The 17,842-nt window shown below is 62.1% G+C and carries 11 protein-coding genes and 1 pseudogene; 10 read left to right on the top strand and 2 right to left on the bottom strand.

What is annotated here, in order from left to right; all coding sequences use genetic code 11:
• The first annotated feature begins 121 nt into the window (after window positions 1–121).
• The 10 genes from ABIC75_RS18050 to ABIC75_RS18005 all read left to right on the top strand — a co-directional run bounded on the left by ABIC75_RS18050 (window position 122) and on the right by ABIC75_RS18005 (window position 10,794).
• Window positions 122–1,135, top strand: a complete 1,014-nt coding sequence (locus tag ABIC75_RS18050; protein ID WP_354015277.1) for a class 1 fructose-bisphosphatase — start codon at window positions 122–124, stop codon at window positions 1,133–1,135.
• Between the two features lie 212 nt (window positions 1,136–1,347).
• Window positions 1,348–1,632: a hypothetical protein gene (locus ABIC75_RS18045; protein ID WP_354015276.1), complete on the top strand. Its 285-nt coding sequence runs from the start codon at window positions 1,348–1,350 to the stop codon at window positions 1,630–1,632.
• A gap of 122 nt (window positions 1,633–1,754) precedes the next feature.
• Entirely contained in the window at window positions 1,755–2,381 is a 627-nt protein-coding gene (locus ABIC75_RS18040) for a hypothetical protein (RefSeq protein ID WP_354015275.1), read from the top strand.
• Complete coding sequence (locus tag ABIC75_RS18035) at window positions 2,381–3,631, top strand: AAA family ATPase (protein ID WP_354015274.1); 1,251 nt, start codon at window positions 2,381–2,383, stop codon at window positions 3,629–3,631. Before ABIC75_RS18040 ends, ABIC75_RS18035 begins: the two co-directional genes overlap by 1 nt.
• A 191-nt stretch (window positions 3,632–3,822) precedes the next feature.
• Window positions 3,823–4,659: a hypothetical protein gene (locus ABIC75_RS18030; RefSeq protein WP_354015273.1), complete on the top strand. Its 837-nt coding sequence runs from the start codon at window positions 3,823–3,825 to the stop codon at window positions 4,657–4,659.
• Between the two features lie 187 nt (window positions 4,660–4,846).
• Window positions 4,847–5,776, top strand: coding sequence for a patatin-like phospholipase family protein (locus ABIC75_RS18025; protein ID WP_354015272.1), 930 nt, complete (start codon window positions 4,847–4,849; stop codon window positions 5,774–5,776).
• Between the two features lie 82 nt (window positions 5,777–5,858).
• On the top strand, window positions 5,859–7,883 hold the full coding sequence (locus tag ABIC75_RS18020; RefSeq protein ID WP_354015271.1) for a S9 family peptidase: 2,025 nt from the start codon (window positions 5,859–5,861) through the stop codon (window positions 7,881–7,883).
• Window positions 7,884–7,995: 112 nt separating this feature from the next.
• Entirely contained in the window at window positions 7,996–8,379 is a 384-nt protein-coding gene (locus ABIC75_RS18015; protein WP_354015270.1) for a GntR family transcriptional regulator, read from the top strand.
• A gap of 46 nt (window positions 8,380–8,425) precedes the next feature.
• A complete protein-coding gene (locus ABIC75_RS18010; protein WP_354015269.1) occupies window positions 8,426–9,322 on the top strand; it encodes an ABC transporter ATP-binding protein in 897 nt (298 codons plus the stop codon).
• Window positions 9,319–10,794 carry a hypothetical protein gene (locus ABIC75_RS18005; RefSeq protein WP_354015268.1) on the top strand — a complete coding sequence of 492 codons (1,476 nt, stop codon included), beginning with the start codon at window positions 9,319–9,321 and terminating at the stop codon, window positions 10,792–10,794. Before ABIC75_RS18010 ends, ABIC75_RS18005 begins: the two co-directional genes overlap by 4 nt.
• 12 nt (window positions 10,795–10,806) lie before the next feature.
• Here ABIC75_RS18005 and ABIC75_RS18000 read toward each other — a convergent pair.
• Together ABIC75_RS18000 and ABIC75_RS17995 are read right to left on the bottom strand one after the other, a co-directional pair.
• Window positions 10,807–11,646 (bottom strand): annotated as a pseudogene (locus ABIC75_RS18000) (PA0069 family radical SAM protein); the annotation flags it as partial.
• 786 nt (window positions 11,647–12,432) lie between these two features.
• Window positions 12,433–17,790 carry an RHS repeat-associated core domain-containing protein gene (locus ABIC75_RS17995; protein ID WP_354015267.1) on the bottom strand — a complete coding sequence of 1,786 codons (5,358 nt, stop codon included), beginning with the start codon at window positions 17,788–17,790 and terminating at the stop codon, window positions 12,433–12,435.
• Window positions 17,791–17,842: the final 52 nt, after the last annotated feature.

The following is a 17,842-nucleotide window of genomic DNA, read 5'->3' as shown; positions in this document are numbered from 1 at the left end:
CTTAGGTGGTTTGTCCGAAAAGGTTTTCAGATCGCATAGATGAACCGACTGGTCACACTTTGAGCTGACAAGTATCGGCATCAACCGGGACAATAGGCGTACCTTTTCTTGCGGGTTTGCCATGAAGTCCATCTCGCTCATCCAGTTCCTCATCGAGGAACGCCGCGCCGGCCGCATGAATGCCGAGCTCTCCCTGCTGATCGAAGTCGTGGCCCGCGCCTGCAAGCGCATTGCGGTGGCCACCAACAAGGGCGCCATCGGCGGCGTCTTGGGGGAAGCCGGCACCGGCAACATCCAGGGTGAGGCGCAGAAGAAGCTCGACGTGATCTCCAACGAGATCCTGCTCGAAGCCAACGCCTGGGGCGGCCAGCTCGCCGCCTGCGCGTCGGAGGAAATGGAAGATCCGCAGCCCATTCCCGACATGTATCCGAAGGGCCATCACCTGCTGCTGTTCGATCCCCTTGATGGCAGCTCCAACATTGACGTGAACATTTCCGTCGGCACCATCTTCTCGGTGCTGCGTTGCCCCGACGGCGTGACCGAACCCAAGGCCGAGCACTTCCTGCAGGAAGGCACCACCCAGCTCGCCGCCGGTTACGTGGTGTACGGTCCGGCCACCGTGCTGGTGCTCACCTTCGGCCACGGCACGCACGAGTTCACGCTTGATCGCGAAGTGGGCAGCTTCATCCTGAGCCGCCGCGACATCCGCATTCCCGAAGAAACCGCCGAGTTCGCCATCAACATGTCGAACCAGCGCCACTGGGAAGCGCCGATGCAGCGCTACATCGGCGAACTGCTGGCCGGCAAGGATGGTCCGCGTGCGAAGGATTTCAACATGCGCTGGGTCGCCTCGATGGTGGCCGACGTGCATCGCATCATCACGCGCGGCGGCGTGTTCTTCTATCCGCTGGACGCCAAGATCAAATCCAAGGGCGGCAAGCTGCGCCTGATGTACGAAGCCAACCCGATGGCCTTCATCGTGGAACAGGCCGGCGGCGCCGCCACCACCGGCCGCGGCCGCATTCTCGATCTTCAGCCCACCGGCCTGCATCAGCGCGTGCCCGTGTTCCTCGGTTCGAAGAAGGAAGTGGAAGTGGCCACGCACTATCACGTCGAGGCGGATGCGGCGGTGTGATCGCCTTCCCATCGTCGTGACATCGGCCTGATGTCACGACGACGAAACATGCGTTTTCAGCAGGAAAATACGCCGATTTCGAAGCCTTTTTCGAAGTCGGCTTTTTATTTGCCCTTGGCTCGCCAACCAAGCAAGATCGTCGCTCGGCAAGCTGCCGCGACGCATGTATCGGACATGCACCGTGGCCGCTTTTAATCGGTTGGATAACGGACATGGCCAGCGCCACGCGTTACGACATCAGCTTCGAAGAAGTGGCTACTGCACTGGTCAGGTATCTCGATATCCATGAAGGCTTGTGGACGATCGGTACCAGCTTCCAGTTCAACGGCAAAAACATTGGCACGGATAAGAAAGAGATGCGCCCGGGCTTCATAGGCGTGCTCAACCAGATGAACCTGGTTCGCGTCACCGAAGCCATACCCGGCCTCACCGTCGACGCAGCGCTGGTCAATCCGCCTGTGTTCGCCACCACGGCCAAGGGTCGCAAAACCAACTGACCGTCGGCCAAGGGCCGCATACAAGATCCGCAGGATCCATCAAGCATGCCAGGGGATGCATGGTGAACGAGAGATCCATACCGCGACGGACTGCACGCGCGGCCGGGCAACCGCCCGGTGCCATGTCCGTGGTCGCCAAGGCACTGCTACCCACGTTGCTGCTGACGGCACTCGTCGCTGCGAGCAGTTACGCGCTTTCGGACGGGTGGGCAAAACTCGGTGACGACGTTTCACCCGCGCAGGCCCAGATGCGCCTGGAGGCTTTTCATTCGCTTGATTCGCTGGTGGCCTCGAAAGTGGCTGACAACGACGTGGATCGCACGCTGCAGGACATGAATCTCAATCCGGCTGCACTGCAGTCGCTGCGATCTGACCTGACCAGGCAGGCCCCATCTCCCGTGCCATCGGCAGAAGCCAACAGTGCAGCACCCACGCCGCAGCCAGGCGCGCAAGCCAAGGCACAAGGGCAACGCATACAGCTGGTGTGGATTCGCTTGTGGGATACGGATGCGGAAGATGGCGACGTGGTGCGCATCGACAGCGACGGCTATTCGCGCACGGTGTCGCTCACCAAGCATGGCAACACTTTTGCCGTGCCGGTGACTGCCGACGGCCTGATCCGCGTTACCGGCATCAAGGATGGCGACGGCGGTGGCATTACGGTGGGGCTGGCCTCCGGTACTTCCCAAGCCGTGTTTCCGATCATGAGCGAAGGCCAGATCCTGGGCCTGCGCGTGAGGGTGGACTGATGCGCTGGCTGGGTTCCCTGGCCACACGGCTGATGCCGGTGGCGTTCCTGTTGATCGCAGCCATCGCCGTGGCGCAGTTCTGGCTGCAGCACGCGCCAAGCAGCACGGCACTGGATGACGCCGTGCATCACGTTACCGGGTTTCTGCATGGGCATGCGTGGTGGGCGCTTGGCATGGCGATACCGCTCTGGCTGCTGTTTTTCCTCGGCTATTTCCGCGAACGCCAACGCTTGGCGTTTCCCGACTCCAGCGTAGGGGGTTATTTCATGGACATTCTCGATCGCCTGACCAATCGCTCCGCGCTGGAAGCACGCCTGGCCGAACAACCGGATGCGGTTTTCATCGATGCCGAGCAACTGGCGCTCACGCTCAAGAGCAAGGTCATCGGCCAGGACGCCGTGTGCGATGACATGGCCGCGCAGATCCGGCGCCGCCTGGCACTCAAGCAACGCGGCAAACCCGTGGGAGTGTTCCTGCTGGCGGGACCACCCGGTACCGGCAAGACGTACCTGGCCAAGTGCCTCGGCAGCAGCCTGCAGCGCCGTCTGCTGCATTTCGACATGACGCAGTTCGCCAGCGGTGGTCATGGCGCCACGCAGTTGTTCGGCTCATCGAAGGGCTATGTCGGCTCGGACAACTACGGCAAGCTCACTGCGGGCCTGCGCGACGCGCCCGATGCCGTGGTGCTGCTGGACGAGATCGAGAAGGCGCACTCCGATGTGCAGAAGAACTTCCTCACGGCGTGGAACGATGGCTTCATCACCGAAGCGTCGGACGGCAAACAGATCTCGACGACCCAGGCCATTTTCATCCTGACCACGAATGCGGCGACGGACGCGTTGCAATCGCTGATCGACCAGCACAAGAACGATGCCGACGAATTGCGGCGCACGTCCACCAACGCGCTGCGCGAATCGGGTTTCGCGCCCGAGATCATCAATCGTCTCGATCGTATCTTCATCTTCCGGCCGCTCTCTGGTCTGGACATCGCCCGCGTCACGGCGCTGGAGATCGAGGCGATGATCAAAGGTTATGGCCTGGACGTTGCACGCGGCGGCATCGATCCGGAGTTGCTGCTGGACATGATGCGGCGGCAGGGCAGGCTCGGTTCCGGTGCATCCGCGCGGGACATCGTGCGCCTGGCGGAAGAATCGATCGCCGACACGCTCATCGACGCCAAGCAGAAGGGCCACAGCAAAGTGTCGCTGGTGGCCGTGGATGGTCGCGTCGTCGCGAGGCCGGCTGCGTGAGTCTTCGCGCCACGGAATCACCGCTGCGCACCTTTCGCCAGCTATGGAAGCGCGCGCCGCTTTGGCGTCTGAGCGGCCTGCTCGCCGCGCTGCTGACGGGGTGGTGCCTGCTCTTTCCGGCGCGGGTCTCACTACCGGTACCGGCCACTGCAGCGGTCGCTCAAGCTACCTATACACCGCAACCCAGGCCCATGGTTGCGCCACCTTCGCCCGTGGCAGAGCCGGCGCCCCTTCCCGCCCAGGCAACGACGACGCCGACACCGGAAAAAGCAGCCCCCGTACAGACGGCCAAGCTGTCGCTGGCAACGCCGGACAATCACGCAACCACCGCCGACGGCCTCGACAACGCGCTTTCCGGTCGTCACCTCAGCGGCTCGCTTCGAGTGGACGGCTTCGATGTGCCGCTGCCGCCGGGTGATTGGCTGGAACTGGCGAACATGCACTTCAAGCAATCGACGTCGGCTGGCGAACTGCTGATGCTGGGGCGCGTGAAGAACCGCCGCCTGATGGGGTATGTCCGTATCACGGCCGGTCGCAGCACCAGTGACCCGGCGGCAGGATTTCGCGCCAGTCCTGGCTGCGATCGCCAGAACGAGAACACCAATGTGTTCGTCAGCGAGGCCCTGGAACCCTTCGGGCACCAGGCGTGCTGGCTGATGGACCATTCGTTTCTGGCGCCGCTGCAGGCGTGGGCGGATCGCGCCAACAAGCTGCCGGCGCTGGAGCGTGCGGCGGCTGGCGATCTCGCGGCCAAGGGCGTGAGCTATCCACAGGAGATGATCTCGGTGCGCTTCACCCGCGCGGAAACCTGGGGGCTGCTGGAAGTGCGCTACGTGTTCAACCCCGAGGAAGACCACATCGCTTCAAGCAACGTCGCCACTTATGCGGACAGCGACTGGCAGCCACGCACGATCAGCCGTTACCCGGACAAGGTTGCTTACGTGGACAAGCTCAGACATTGGGGCGACGATTTCTGGCCACGCTTCAAGGCGGCTTTCGACGCCGGACAGCCGGCACCTTCCCGCTGATCCGCCGGTGTCAGTCCGCACGCCTCGCGCTGCCAGCGATCGGCCATAGAGCTGACCGGCGCCCAACGGGCGCCGCATTCCGCCATCACGGCGCCCGCTGGCGGTCGTACACTCGCCCGCCAGTCACCGGCTTGCTGAGGGATCAGCGGGCCGGCCCTTCCTCTTCGAGCCGCCCGCGCCCATCGACATGACGTCCACCCGCCGCTCCATTCGCCCGCTCCTGCCCCTGCTTGCCAGCCTGGCGCTGTGCGGCTGCTTCGGCAGCACCAAGCCCACGCCACCGCCCGCGCCCATCGCACCGCCGCCGGTGGTGAAGCTGCGCATCGGGCTGGCGCTCGGTGGCGGCGCGGCGAAGGGCTTTGCGCATATCGGCGTGATCAAGATGCTGGAGGCCCACGGCATTCGTCCCGACGTGGTGGCCGGCACCAGCGCGGGCAGCGTGGTGGGTGCGCTGTATGCCAGCGGCATGGATCCGTTCCAGTTGCAGGAAACCGCCATCTCGCTCGACCAGGCGAGCATTCGCGACGTGCGCCTGTTTTCCGGTGGCGTGGTGCAGGGGCAGAAGCTGCAGGATTACGTGAATCAGCAGGTGAAGAACCGCCCACTCGACAAGCTCAGCGTGCCCTTCGCGGCCGTCGCCACGCAACTGGAAACCGGGCAGCGCACCGTGTTCGTGCGCGGCAACACCGGCCAGGCCGTGCGCGCATCGAGCAGCGTGCCTGGCGTGTTCGAGCCGGTGGAGATCAACGGCAAGCACTTCGTGGATGGCGGCGTGGTGAGCCCGGTGCCGGTGGATGCCGCGCGCCAGCTCGGTGCGGACGTGGTGATCGCGGTGGACATTTCCAGCAAGGCCAGCGGCACCAATCCGCAGGGCATGATCAACATCGTGGGCCAGTCGATCAGCATCATGGGCCAGAAGCTTGGCGAGCAGGAGCTGGCGCGCGCGGACATCGTGATCCGCCCCAAGGTCAACCAGATCGGCGCCGCGGACTTCGAGCAGAAGGACCAGGCCATCATGGAAGGCGAGCGCGCCGCGCTGGCCGCCATGCCGGCGATCAAGGCCAGGATCGCGGCCGTGCAGGTGGCGCGCCAGCAGCAGGCCGTGGCAAGTCACTAGACCATTAGTCACGGTTGAGGCTTCTACCCAGGGCTGGCCGTGCCTGTTAGCGTGACGCTTTCCCCGCGTCACAGGTTCCGCCATGCAACACCCTGCCCGTTTGCTGCTGCCATTCCTGGCGGTGGGCTTCGTTTCTTCCGTCCAGGCTGCCGGCGTGGACCCGCGCATCGACCACTTGCTGACCGAGCTGGGCAAGGTGCGCGCCATCTCCAGCGCGCAGCTTTCGCCCGATGGAAACCAGCTCGCCTGGGTGGTGCGCACCGATGGCAAGGATGCGATCGAGGTGGCCAAGGCCGACGGCAGCGACGTGCACCGCATTGGCGGCACCAAGACCGGCGACTGCAACGAGAGCGATCCCGCCTGGGCGCCCGATTCGCAGCATCTGGCTTTCCTCTCCAGTTGTGCCAGCGGCGGCAAGCAGAAAGACCTGCTGATCGTCGGCCCGCAATCGCGTGACACGCCGCATCACATGGCGTCCCTGCCGGGCGTGGCGCAGGGGCTGAGCTGGTCGCCCGACGGCAAGTCGCTGGGCTTTCTCTACGTACCCAATGGCACGCGTCGCGCCAGCGCGGTCTACGCGGCCAAGCCGGCTTCCGGCGAGATCGGCGTGGACGGGCTGGAAGTGCAGCGCGTGGCGAGCGTCGCGGCCGAAGGCGGTGCGGTGCGCCTGCTCACGCCTGCGGCTACTTACGCCTATGAATTTTCGTGGTCGCCCGACAGTGCGCGCATCGCGTTCACCGGCGCACCGCCGCCGGGCGACAACAACTGGTGGGTCGCCAAGCTTTACGTGCAGGACGCGCAGGCCGATGCGAAGGCCTCGGTCGTCGTCGATCCGGCCACGGTGAAGGGCTCGCTGCATGGCCTGCAGATGGCCTTGCCGCGCTGGTCGCCGGACGGCAAGCGCATCGTCTTCATCGGCGGCCTGATGAGCGACCAGGGTTCGACGGGCGGTGACCTGTACGCCGTGCCCACCACCGGCGGCGAACCGGCCAACCTCACGACAGGCACGCATGTCACGCCGGCCTGGTTCACCTGGAGCGGTACGCAGAAACTGCTCGTGTCGCAGGTCGCCAATGGCCAGAGCCAGGTGGCCGAATACAACATCAATGAGACCGCGGCGCAGCCGGAGCGTGTGCTGTTCACGCTGCCCGCCACCATCGGCGATGGCACGGCTGAGATGGCGCTCTCGCTTTCGTCCGATCGTTCGCGCATCGCCTACGTGCAGAGCTCCTACACCGAGGCGCCCGAAGTGCACGCGGGCGCGCTCGGCAGCAACGCACCGGCCGCCGTCACGCACATCAACGCCGCACTGAAGCCGGGCTGGGGCAAGGCCGAGTCGGTGGAATGGGACAACGAAGGCCGCCGCGTGCAGGGCTGGCTGCTTTATCCGGCCGATTACGATGCGAACAAGAAGTACCCGATGATCGTCACCGTGCACGGCGGCCCGTCGAGCGCCGTGATTCCGCGCTGGCCGCGCATGGGTTTTGCCGGCGAGCCGTTCTCCGCGCTGGGCTATTTCGTGTTCATGCCCAACCCGCGCGGCAGCTTCGGCCAGGGTGAGGCGTACGTGCAGGCCAACCGCAAGGACTTCGGCCACGGCGACCTGCGCGACATCCTCGCCGGCATCGACACCATCGAGAAGAAACTGCCGGTGGACGACAAGCGCCTGGGCCTCACCGGCTGGAGCTACGGCGGCTTCATGAGCATGTTCATTCCCACGCAGACGCAGCGCTTCCGCGCCGTGGTGGCGGGCGCGGGCATCGCCAACTGGCAGAGCTATTACGGCCAGAACCTGATCGACCAGTGGATGATTCCGTTCTTCGGCGCCTCGGTGTACGACGATCCGCAGGTGTACGCGAAGAGCTCGGCCATCAACTTCATCAAGCAGACCAAGTCGCCCACGCTCATCGTGGTGGGCGATCGCGATGCGGAATGCCCGGCACCGCAATCGTTCGAGTACTGGCATGCGCTGCGCGCGCAGGGCGTACCTACGTCGCTGGTGGTGTATCCCAACGAAGGGCATCACTTCGTGGATGCCGACCACCAACGCGACGTGCTGCAGCGCGCGCTGATGTGGTTCCAGAAATACCTGCCAGCGTCGAACTAAGCGCCATCGCAGCCGAAACAGGCCAGCCGCCGATGTCCGCATCGGCGGTTTTTTTGTGCCCTGCCGTCCGGCCTATTGCATCGAGGCCAAGTGTATTGTTGTATTAATACACATGGATGCCTCGATGTTCGCCATACAACCCACCTCCGCCGAACCGATCTACCGGCAGATCGTGGAGCAGCTGCGCCGACTGATTGCCGGTGGCCAGCTGGTGGCCGGCGAACTGCTGCCATCGGTGCGCGAAGTCGCCGGTTTTCACGCCATCAACCCGATGACGGTCTCGCGCGCCTACGGCATGGCCGAAACCGAAGGCCTGCTGGAACGCCTGCGCGGCAAGGGCATGGCGGTGGCTGCCACCACGCGCAGCACCGCCACGCAAACCCAGCGCATGGCGCTGCTGGAACCGCAACTTCTGGAATTGTCGCGCCACGTGCGCGAACTGGAGCTGCCAGCCGATGCCGTGCTGCGCCGGTTGGGGCGCCTGCTCGGGGACTGAGCAGACACTTTGTTTGAACATGCATCTGACAGCGAGGGATAGTTCGATGAATGCGGTACTGCAATCCACCATCGATGGCACTGACGCACCGTTGGCGGTCCAAGGACTCACGCACGGCTACGACGACGGTCCGGTGCTCGCCGGCATCGATCTGTCGCTGCCCACCGGCAGCGTGCTCGGCCTCATCGGCCGCAACGGCGCGGGCAAGTCCACGCTGATCCGCGCGATGATCGGCCTGCTCAAGCCACGCGCGGGCAAGGCATGGCTGTTTGGTGAACCGGCGCTCGCGCTGTCCGATGCCACCAAGGCGCGCATTGCCTATGTGCCGCAACAGCCCGAAGCACTGGCGTGGCTCTCCGCACAGCAGATGTTCGATTACGTGGGCCGCTTCTATCCCACCTGGGATGCTGCCTTCGCGAAACGAATGCTGTCGGACTGGGACATTCTTCCCAACAAGGTGTTGGGCAAGTTGTCGCCAGGTGAGCGACAGCGCGTCGATCTCATACGCGCACTTGCATCGCAACCGGAATTGCTGGTGCTCGACGAGCCGGCCGCGGCGCTCGACCCGGTAGCCCGCCGCGATCTGTTGCGCGAGATCGCGTTGCGAGCGGGCGAAGCGGGCACGACGGTACTGTTCTCCACCCACATCGTCTCTGACCTGGAGCGCGTCGCCTCGGACATCGCATTTCTCCACGAAGGCAAGCTGCTGTTGCAGTGCGCCGTCGACGAGACCAAGGAACGCTTCGCGCGCCTGTGGCTGCCGGCGCACATGTCGGCAGCGGCGCCCACGAAGACGCTGGGCCAGCGTCGCCACGCGGACGGCAGCGTGAGCGTGGTGATCGAGCGACGCCAAGACGGCACGTGGCCCGAAGCGGCCAACCTGCCGGGTGCGCGCGTGGATGCGCTGGGCCTGGAGGATCTGTTCGTGGAGATCGCCGGATGAACGCGCAAGCCATCCTGCTCGCGCCCTGGCGCGCGACACACGCGCCGTTGCGATGGTTGTCCTTGTGTGTCGTCGCCTTGTGCATGCTCGGCGGCATCGTGCTGGCCACGTTCTCCCACAAGGGTGAGCCGGCATGGATGCTGGTCGGTGCCTATGACGTCGCGCTCGTCTACATGTGGGCGTTCTTTCTATGCAGCGCCGCGTTGCTTGCCATCGACGCGCGTTGGCTGTGCGTTCCCGGCATGCAACGCGCCGCGGTGCAGTCCGTGCTGTTCTATGCGGCGCTCAGTCTGCTGCCGACGTGGCTGATTGCACAGGTACACGGCAGCGACACGGCGCCGATGATGCTGGTATCGGCGTTGTGCGTGCTTGCAGGGCTGTGTTTCGCGTTGCTGCCACGCTATGTGTCGTTGATCATGGGCGTACTGCCTGCGATGTTCAGCAGCTTGTCGCGGCAGTACGACCTGCCCCACGTGGGCGACCCACGTTTCCTGCCATGGGGCGGCACGCTCGCCGCCGTGTTGGCGACACTGTGCGTGCTCCGCTGGCGCAGCATCGTGCGCACGGCGCCGCAGCATCAGCAGGGCTTTTCAGGCCCGATGGTATTGCAGTACCGCAGCCGCCAATGGGCAGGCGGCGCCATGAATGGAGTGGACAGCACCACGCAGGTGCGCCAGCGACCGGACTGGATGCAGCCGCACCCCGATCTTCGCCATGCGGGCCCGCAACAGCCCGGCAACGCGATGCGCGTCGCGCTCGGCGGCTGGTATCTGCCGCGGACCTTGCTGGGGCATCTGCAGGGACTATTACCGGGACTGCTCATCTTCTGTGTGCCGGCCACCACGATGCTGCTCATCTACAACGACAAGCACACGATCTCGCTCCATGCGTTGTGGCCGCTGGCCGTGCTGCTCATCGGCTGGGTCGCCATGTTCGGCAGCATGGGCGTGGTGTTCTCGACCCTCATGCTGGTTCAGCAACGCTGGCGCAAGACCAACGCGGAATTGCCGCTGCTGGCGCTTCTTCCTGGTTTGGGCGATGCCGCAAGCTCCAAGCACTGCATGCTCGTCACCACCTTGTGTCGTCCGCTGGTGGCGCAGGCATGCGCCCTGATCGGCCTGCTCGCGCTGACCTTGCCTTCGCATCCCGCTGCGATCAGCGTGGCGACGCTCATTGCCGGACAAGTCGGCTGCGTGGCAGCGTTGGTTGCCTGCGTGCTGTGCGTGCTGGGTGGGCGACCGTTGTCGACCTGGGCAACGTTCGCGCTGATGATCACGATCAGCCTGCTCATCGGCCTCAACTCCTTCGTTCCCAACAGCATGGTGGGCTCTCACCCCTGGACACCGTCGCTATCGTTCGCGCTGCCCGTGCTGGCCGGCTGGTTCGTGGTCTGCGCCATCCTGGCATGGGTGGGCGCACGCGGATGGCACGCCTGGCGCGAACGACCACATGCCTTCATGCCCAACGGCTGAAGGCCGGGGGCGTCAGAACAACTGTCCCTGCGGCGACGGCTTGCGTGGCGGAACGAACTTCGTGGTGTCGAGCGACAACTCGCGGGTGCGACCAAAGCCATGCTTGCGGCTGGCGATGTCGAAACGGCGACGAATGAGTTCAGCGAACACGCCCTGCCCGCGCATGCGCGTGCTGAAGTCGCTGTCGTAGTCACGGCCGCCGTGCATCTGTTGCACCAGGCTCATCACGTGCGCCGCGCGTTGCGGCACGTGCAGCGCCAGCCATTCGCGAAACAAGGCCTTCAATTCGTACGGCAGGCGCAGCGTGGTGAAGCCCGCGCAGGTGGCGCCGGCGTCGGCCGCCTGTTCCAGCACGGCTTCCATGTCGCTGTCGTTAAGCGCGGGGATGATGGGCGCCACCAGCACGCCCACCGGTATGCCTGCCTCGTGCAACGTTCGCACGGCCTTGATGCGCCGATGCGGCGCGCTGGCGCGTGGTTCGAGCTTCGCGGCGAGATGATTGTCCAGCGAGTTGATCGACACGAATACCTGCACGAGGTTATCGCGCGCCATCGGCGCAAGGATGTCGATGTCGCGCTCCACCATCGCATTCTTGGTGACGATGGTGCATGGATGACGACACTCGGCCAGCACTTCCAGCGCCGCGCGCGTGAGCTTCCAGCGACGCTCGATAGGCTGGTACGGATCGGTGTTGCTGCCGATGTTGATCGGACTCACCGTGTACGAAGGCCGCGCCAGCTCGTGGCGCAACACTTCGGCGAGATTGCTCTTGGCGCGCAGCTTGGTTTCGAAATCGAGGCCGGGCGAAAGATTGAGGTAGCTGTGTGAGGGGCGCGCGAAGCAGTAGATGCAGCAGCAGTTTATAACGAAGCTAAAAGTGTTCAGTTCGTCCGGGAACGGACCATGCCGTCGATACCAAGTTCCGGCACCTAGTAGTCATACGGGCCCAAGCGACCGCATTTTACTGGGAGGTTTTGGTAGCACCAATACCGAAGCAACCTTGCTCATCAAGATTTCAACCCTTCTGTGACCTGGAAAAGTGCTCAGACCTTCTCGAGTAGCGCACGCTCGGCAAGGACGCGTTGCAGGCAGCCATAGAAGCCAAAACCCACCACGCTGTCGGTGTCAGCCTAATCTTTAACCTCCAGAGAAAGTAAACCTGACCCCGTTTTGCCGACCCCGTTTTGCCTGAGCACCGTTTTGCGTTCTGAGCAGCCCAAAAACAAGTAATCTGATGGTTCCAAGCAATCGCTTAAATAACGGCATCAACACACCTTACCGCTCCTTCCGCCTAAGACCCAATGAATCAACGCTACGCAGCAGATAGCGACCCACATGGGCATAGTAGTCTTCGATGACTCAGATTAGATTGACTGCACTGAAGGCTATAGCAGCCGCTCCAATCAGAATCCCTATAGCGCCTCGAATGACCGCTTCTTTACCTGCGTAATGACTTACGTGACCACCTCTGCTCCTCGTCCGCGCTTTACGGGTTACTACGGCCCTTATCCCTCCGATCAGGCAGATGATGCCGAAAAGAAGAAAGAACCAGTTTTGTTCTCGGCTGAAAGAGCCGAAAACAACGATCCCTACAGTACTCATATTTATTCACCAAAGAGGGAGTCAAATGGTCAAGCACTATTGCGGGTTGGCGGCGGAGCTTCCGACGCCAATGGCGATGTGATGACCTTTAATGATGAAAGAAACATGCGCATAGACGCCAACCTCTTTCTTACCCGTACAAGGATCAGTAACAGCGTAATCACCAAGACCGCCGCTCAGTCCACCTATTTTTACAACTGACTCACCAACGTTGCCTTCGTTGAGTGTTATGGGCTTAAACATGCCATCCGCATACTCAGTTCCTGTGAAACTCGAATAATTGATGGCGTCAGTACCAACTTGAACGCCAGCTGCTGCTATTCCCGCGATGTAGAAACCTTCCGATTGGCTACTGCCTAAAATCAGCACCCCCTCGCCCTGGCCAGAGGAAATATTGCCGCCGTCGCCAATAGGATGCTCCACCGAAATAAAGACGAAGGAGTCCTCAGGTGGAACATTGCCCTGCATTCCACACATGCTTGAGTTATACATGCAGACAGTATCGTCCAACCCCATGGGATCGGTGCGTTGCACTGGATTGCTATGAGCGTAGGCATAGAAGCTGTTCTGCCCACCACCAAACCCGAGCGGATCTTCACTAATAAACCCGCCCATCGCTGGGCTGTAATAGCGGGCGCGGTAGTAGGAGAGCCCCGGCGAATCAGCCTCACGACCAGTGTACTGGTAGGGATTGGTGAAACCGGTTGATGTATCGCTGAGCGTCGCGTTGCCATAGGGGTCGTAACTGTATTGCTCTCTGATGGAGCCTGTTTGATCCGTCAATCCCACCGTGCTACCGATTGCATCTGTTACGAAGTAAGTGCGCCCTGTTACGTCGTTGCGAGCGAAGCGCTCGTCAATACCAAGTCCTGTAAGAACGGGATTGATGATGCTCCCTTGGACTTCCTGTATCGCGTTTGCCCCGTCGTAGAGATATTGAACGGGAGCACCTCCTTGTACTGCTTTGCTGATACGGCGCCCCAGTGCGTCGTAACCATAGTTCAACTGAGCCGCGCCAGCTTGGCTGATCTGCACGAGCTGATTTCGGGCGTTCCACGTGTACGTGTTCGTGCCATCGCTCGTCAGATTGCCGTTGGCGTCGTAGCTCAACGTTTGACCGTTAAAGTTCGTCTTTCGTCCATTGAGATCCACTACAGCCGGCTGCGTACTGGGAGTTGGCAACGTATCGGTCGCGAAGCTACCGCCCTTACTTACGCGATGACCGTCGCTGTCGTAGCCATAGCTCAGGTCACCCACTACCGTCCCGTTCGCCTGAACGTACTTCAAGCTAGTGAGCTGGCTGGCCTGATCGTAGCCATAGCTGGCAACAATCCCGTTGGGCAGCGTGAGCGTGGTCCGGCGGTTGTCCGTGTCATACGCAAACTGCACGGACTCCGTACCCTGGGTGATTGTGCTGAGTCGATTGGCATCGTCATAGGCGTAGTTGACGATCGCTTGAGCAGCTGGCGTCATGCTTGTACGTCGGCCCGCGGCGTCGTAGGTGTAACTAACGCTCCCCTGCGCGCTCGCCTCGCTCGTCAATCGATCCAGACCATCGAAAGTCCAATTGGTCGCGCCGGCAGCCGAATCCATCAGACTGGTCACGCGGTTTCCTGCGTCATAGCTCGCTTGCGTGCCGGACCCGTCAGCGTAGGCAACGAGCGTGCGGCGATTGAGCGCGTCGTAACTGTAATCGGTCGTTTGACCTTTTCGGTCGGTGTGGGTGAGAACGTGACCGATGCCATCGTACGTCCAGGACTCGCTCTGCTTCAGCGCGTCCGTCCGTGTGCTTGCTCTGTTACGACCGTCATAAACGAGATTTATCACGCCCTGGTTGGGTAGCGTGACACTCGTTGCATTGCCATTGCCGTCATAGGTGATCGACGTGGTCTGGTTTAGCGCATCGATCACTGACGTGACGCGATCGTTGACGTCGTACTGCGTCAGCGCCACGTTCGCCATGGGATCACGTACGGCGATACGGCGCCCCAAGTTGTCGACGGCAAAGCTCACGGTTCGATTCAGGGGATCGGTCACGCTTTGCAAGTCATAACCTTGGTACGCGAAGAGCGAAGTATTGCCCATGGCGTCTTTGGCTGCCACGGGCTGACCGAAGGCATTGCACTGAAGCGTAGTGGCGTTCCCCAAGGGGTTGGTGACCTTCGTGAGGCACCCGCTGGTGTAGCTGAGCTGCGTGACATGACCCAATGGATCTCTGATCGACGCCAGCTGAGCATAGTCGGACGTGTACGTAAACTGCGTGGTCACCGCGTTGGCAGTGCCGGCCAGCTTCGTCACGGTCAGCACGTTGCCCAGACTGTCATAGGTATAAGACGTTGTGCGGCCCAGCGCGTCGGTTGCGGAATCCACCAACCCGGATGCTTCACGCACAAAAGTTGTTGTCTGGGCCAGCGACGTACCGTAAGCGGCGGTGACACTCGACGGATAGCCACTGGTCGGATCGAAAACGATCTGTTGCTGATGGCCGTTCGGATCCGTGACGATCGTCGAGGTGACTTTCTTGTTGGCATCAAGATTGTAGGCAAACTGATTGCTGGTGTTATCCGCGTAGGTCTGTTTCGTGGTTCGGCCATTAGCGTCGTACTGATTGGTGACCCATACCGTACCGCGCCGATCCTGCATGGTGAGCATGCGGTGGTTGGCGTCGTAGGTGTACTGCTCGGTGGTTTGGTCAGGGTACGTCACCGTGGCGAGGCTACCGGCAGTGTTGTATGCGTACCCTACTGTGCGGCCTGAGTTGTCTGTTGCGCTCGTTACCCGGTTGCTGCTGTCGTAGTTGAAGTTGATAGTGCGTCCGCTGGGCGACACCATCTGGGTCATGAGCCCACCGTTGTAATTGAACTGGACCTGGTTACCGTAGCGGTCCTGGATCCACGAGAGCGAGTTGGGTATGTGACGGGTGAACGCCATTTGCGTTCCATCTTTCAGTGTCACGAGCCAGTGCGCGCCGATAGCCGTCGTGTCGAACTGAAACTGCATGGTGGCGCCGTAGTACGCGGAACGTGTCGCCGTGTGTTGCCAGAGCGTGCCCGCCGGGAAGGGCCAAGTCGCGGAGCCACTTACAAGGTTGAAGTTAATGGCCTCGCCGCAGGGAAGTACCAGAGTACTTGAGGTGAAGGTGCTGCCATTGCTGCTGCTGTAGAGATGCATGCCGAAGTTGGCATTGCCGCCTATACCAAAGGCATGTGAACTGATGTCCGCGGACGAATAGGCACGTGTCAGAACCAAAGGAACAATGTCGCGAATGGCCAAATCATTCCACTCGTGGAACAAGATGCCCGTCTGCAGGTCGATGGGTTCGCCCGTGGAGCAATTGTTTGGCTTTTGCGAAGTCGGAGGATTTGTATTGTTCTCCGATGCGCCCGCACCGAGCGCCATCGTCAACGCCACGCCGGGGTCCGGTGCAAGATGCCTGGCGTCGGTCGTGACATGCCCCTGGCCATACATCTGCCAGCCTTCCTTCGTGTTGTAAACCCAGAAGTCGCCCGATGATGTGGGCTTTGCGCCGCTGTAGTTGGGGTACACCACGCGGATACCTTTGGCAGCCTCTGGAGTAAGCCCCTGCACCACCGCATCACCCGGCTGGATGGTGAAGTACATCGGGAAGTTGGCGGGTAGCGGGAACGGTGCGTGGTCCACCGGCGTGGGAACGATCGCTATATGCGTGAGCACATGGCCGTCCTTATCCTTGAACACCGCGCCGGCCGGCACGTGCAGTTCAAGGCCAGGCATGTCGGGGTGATGGATCACCACTTCCTGCGTCGTGGGTGATGGCAATGCGACCTCGTCGCGCGGCAGCACGCGGGGCAAGTACATCACATACGGCATGTGCGAGACGGTGTGCGCCTTGATGTCGGCACCCACCAGAAAGCGGCCATAGTTCACCGCATCATGGCTCGCACTACCGCCATCGACGAAAAGATCCTGTCGACCTCGGGGAATGTCGGCAAGCACAAAGACACCGCGGGCATCGGTGCGCACTTTACGATCACCGATACTTATTTCCACATTTGCGACAGGCGATTCATCAATCTGCCTGACCTGACCCACGAGTGCCGTCGCGCCCTTGGGCAGCAAGGCTTCCATGGCGCGCGTGTCGGGCAAGATCTGGTTGGACGTATAGAGACGCCAGTGGCCACCGGTGAAGTCCGGGATGTTGTTGCGTCCGGGGAACCACGCACCGTCTTTGATATAGCTGTGCTGGCGACAGACCTGGTCGTCCTTGCATTCCTCACGGCCGGCACCGGCCATGATCTGCATGGCCGGTAAGCCTGCGTCGGTTTGCGGCATGGCAGGCGCGGGACGCTCGCCCGAACCGGAAATAACCACACTCGCATCGCCAGCCTTGGCTGTCTTGAAGCCAATCGCTTCGAACGGCAACTCTATGCCGTCGGTCGTATGCAGTCCTTTGACGAACAGGGTGTATTGCGATGCCGGGTAAAGGTCGTCTGGCAATTGCACGAAGGCGAGGCGACCGCCTTCTGTACCCACTACGCGCGCCGACACTGTGCCTTCCGGCCCAAGTAGCGTGACAGTGCCGTTCGCAAGCTGTTTCACATCGACCGGTGATGTAAAGCGTAGTGAGAGCGGACCGTGGATGGATGCATCGGTGCTGTTCTTGGCGGGGAAGCTTGCCGCGATTCCAACATTGATGTGTCCGTCATGCGCATAACTGACATCGACCATACGAGATGCTGAGGGATCGAGCCGCGTGGAATCGACAACGGGATGCCCGAAGTTATCCACACCGCCTTGCAGCAGCAGCGAGCCATCCGCGGTCAACGTCGTGCTGCCACCGATGCGCGACGCATGCGTTGTGCCGACCGGAAGATCGACGAGCTTGCGCGGCGTGTCTTGCCAGAGCGTCACGGTGTCCGCTAGGTCGCCTTTATCCGTCCAGCCACCGGCGAGCACTAGCCGACCGTCGCTGAGCACCGACAGGGTATGTCCCGCGCGCGCCGGCAAGCCCAGACCATTGGCATGGATCAGCTGACCGGTGACGGGGTTGAGCCAGTCGCCATCGCCGAGCACCCTTCCTTGATCGTCGATGCCACCCCATAGCAGCACCTGACCGCCAGGCATGACGGTTATGGAGGTGAAGCGCCGGCGCTCGGGTAGCGTGATCTTCTGGCGGTTGGAGCCGCTGCCCAGATAGATCACGCCTTCGTCGCCGCGAAGTTCCATGCTGCGACCATCGGGCAAGGTAGCTCGTACGATATTCGCACCGGCAGGAATGAACAGCTCATGCCCGGCGCTTTGAATACGCTCCGGAGCATTGGCTGATGGCATGGCCAGCGCGAGAGCAGTCAACGCGCTGACGCCCAGCAAGCCGACCACGTGAGCTACGCCCAGCCCCTTCCCCTTAATACCCATTGCCCACTCCCTTGATCCATGCGATGCCGTGTGTCGGTATCACCGACTTCAT

This window comes from Dyella japonica, from assembly GCF_040545895.1.
Classification (GTDB): Bacteria; Pseudomonadota; Gammaproteobacteria; order Xanthomonadales; family Rhodanobacteraceae; genus Dyella; species Dyella japonica_D.
The sequence above is the reverse complement of the archived record's forward strand: the minus strand, read 5'-3'. Positions and strand labels throughout refer to the sequence as shown.

Excerpts from the sequence above, each read along its gene's own strand:
- ABIC75_RS18050 (WP_354015277.1), top strand. The coding sequence starts at position 122 with ATGAAGTCCATCTCGCTCATCCAGTTCCTCATCGAGGAACGCCGCGCC.
- ABIC75_RS18045 (WP_354015276.1), top strand. The coding sequence starts at position 1,348 with ATGGCCAGCGCCACGCGTTACGACATCAGCTTCGAAGAAGTGGCTACT.
- ABIC75_RS18040 (WP_354015275.1), top strand. The coding sequence starts at position 1,755 with ATGTCCGTGGTCGCCAAGGCACTGCTACCCACGTTGCTGCTGACGGCA.
- ABIC75_RS18035 (WP_354015274.1), top strand. The coding sequence starts at position 2,381 with ATGCGCTGGCTGGGTTCCCTGGCCACACGGCTGATGCCGGTGGCGTTC.
- ABIC75_RS18030 (WP_354015273.1), top strand. The coding sequence starts at position 3,823 with ATGGTTGCGCCACCTTCGCCCGTGGCAGAGCCGGCGCCCCTTCCCGCC.
- ABIC75_RS18025 (WP_354015272.1), top strand. The coding sequence starts at position 4,847 with ATGACGTCCACCCGCCGCTCCATTCGCCCGCTCCTGCCCCTGCTTGCC.
- ABIC75_RS18020 (WP_354015271.1), top strand. The coding sequence starts at position 5,859 with ATGCAACACCCTGCCCGTTTGCTGCTGCCATTCCTGGCGGTGGGCTTC.
- ABIC75_RS18015 (WP_354015270.1), top strand. The coding sequence starts at position 7,996 with ATGGATGCCTCGATGTTCGCCATACAACCCACCTCCGCCGAACCGATC.
- ABIC75_RS18010 (WP_354015269.1), top strand. The coding sequence starts at position 8,426 with ATGAATGCGGTACTGCAATCCACCATCGATGGCACTGACGCACCGTTG.
- ABIC75_RS18005 (WP_354015268.1), top strand. The coding sequence starts at position 9,319 with ATGAACGCGCAAGCCATCCTGCTCGCGCCCTGGCGCGCGACACACGCG.
- ABIC75_RS17995 (WP_354015267.1), bottom strand. The coding sequence starts at position 17,790 with ATGGGTATTAAGGGGAAGGGGCTGGGCGTAGCTCACGTGGTCGGCTTG.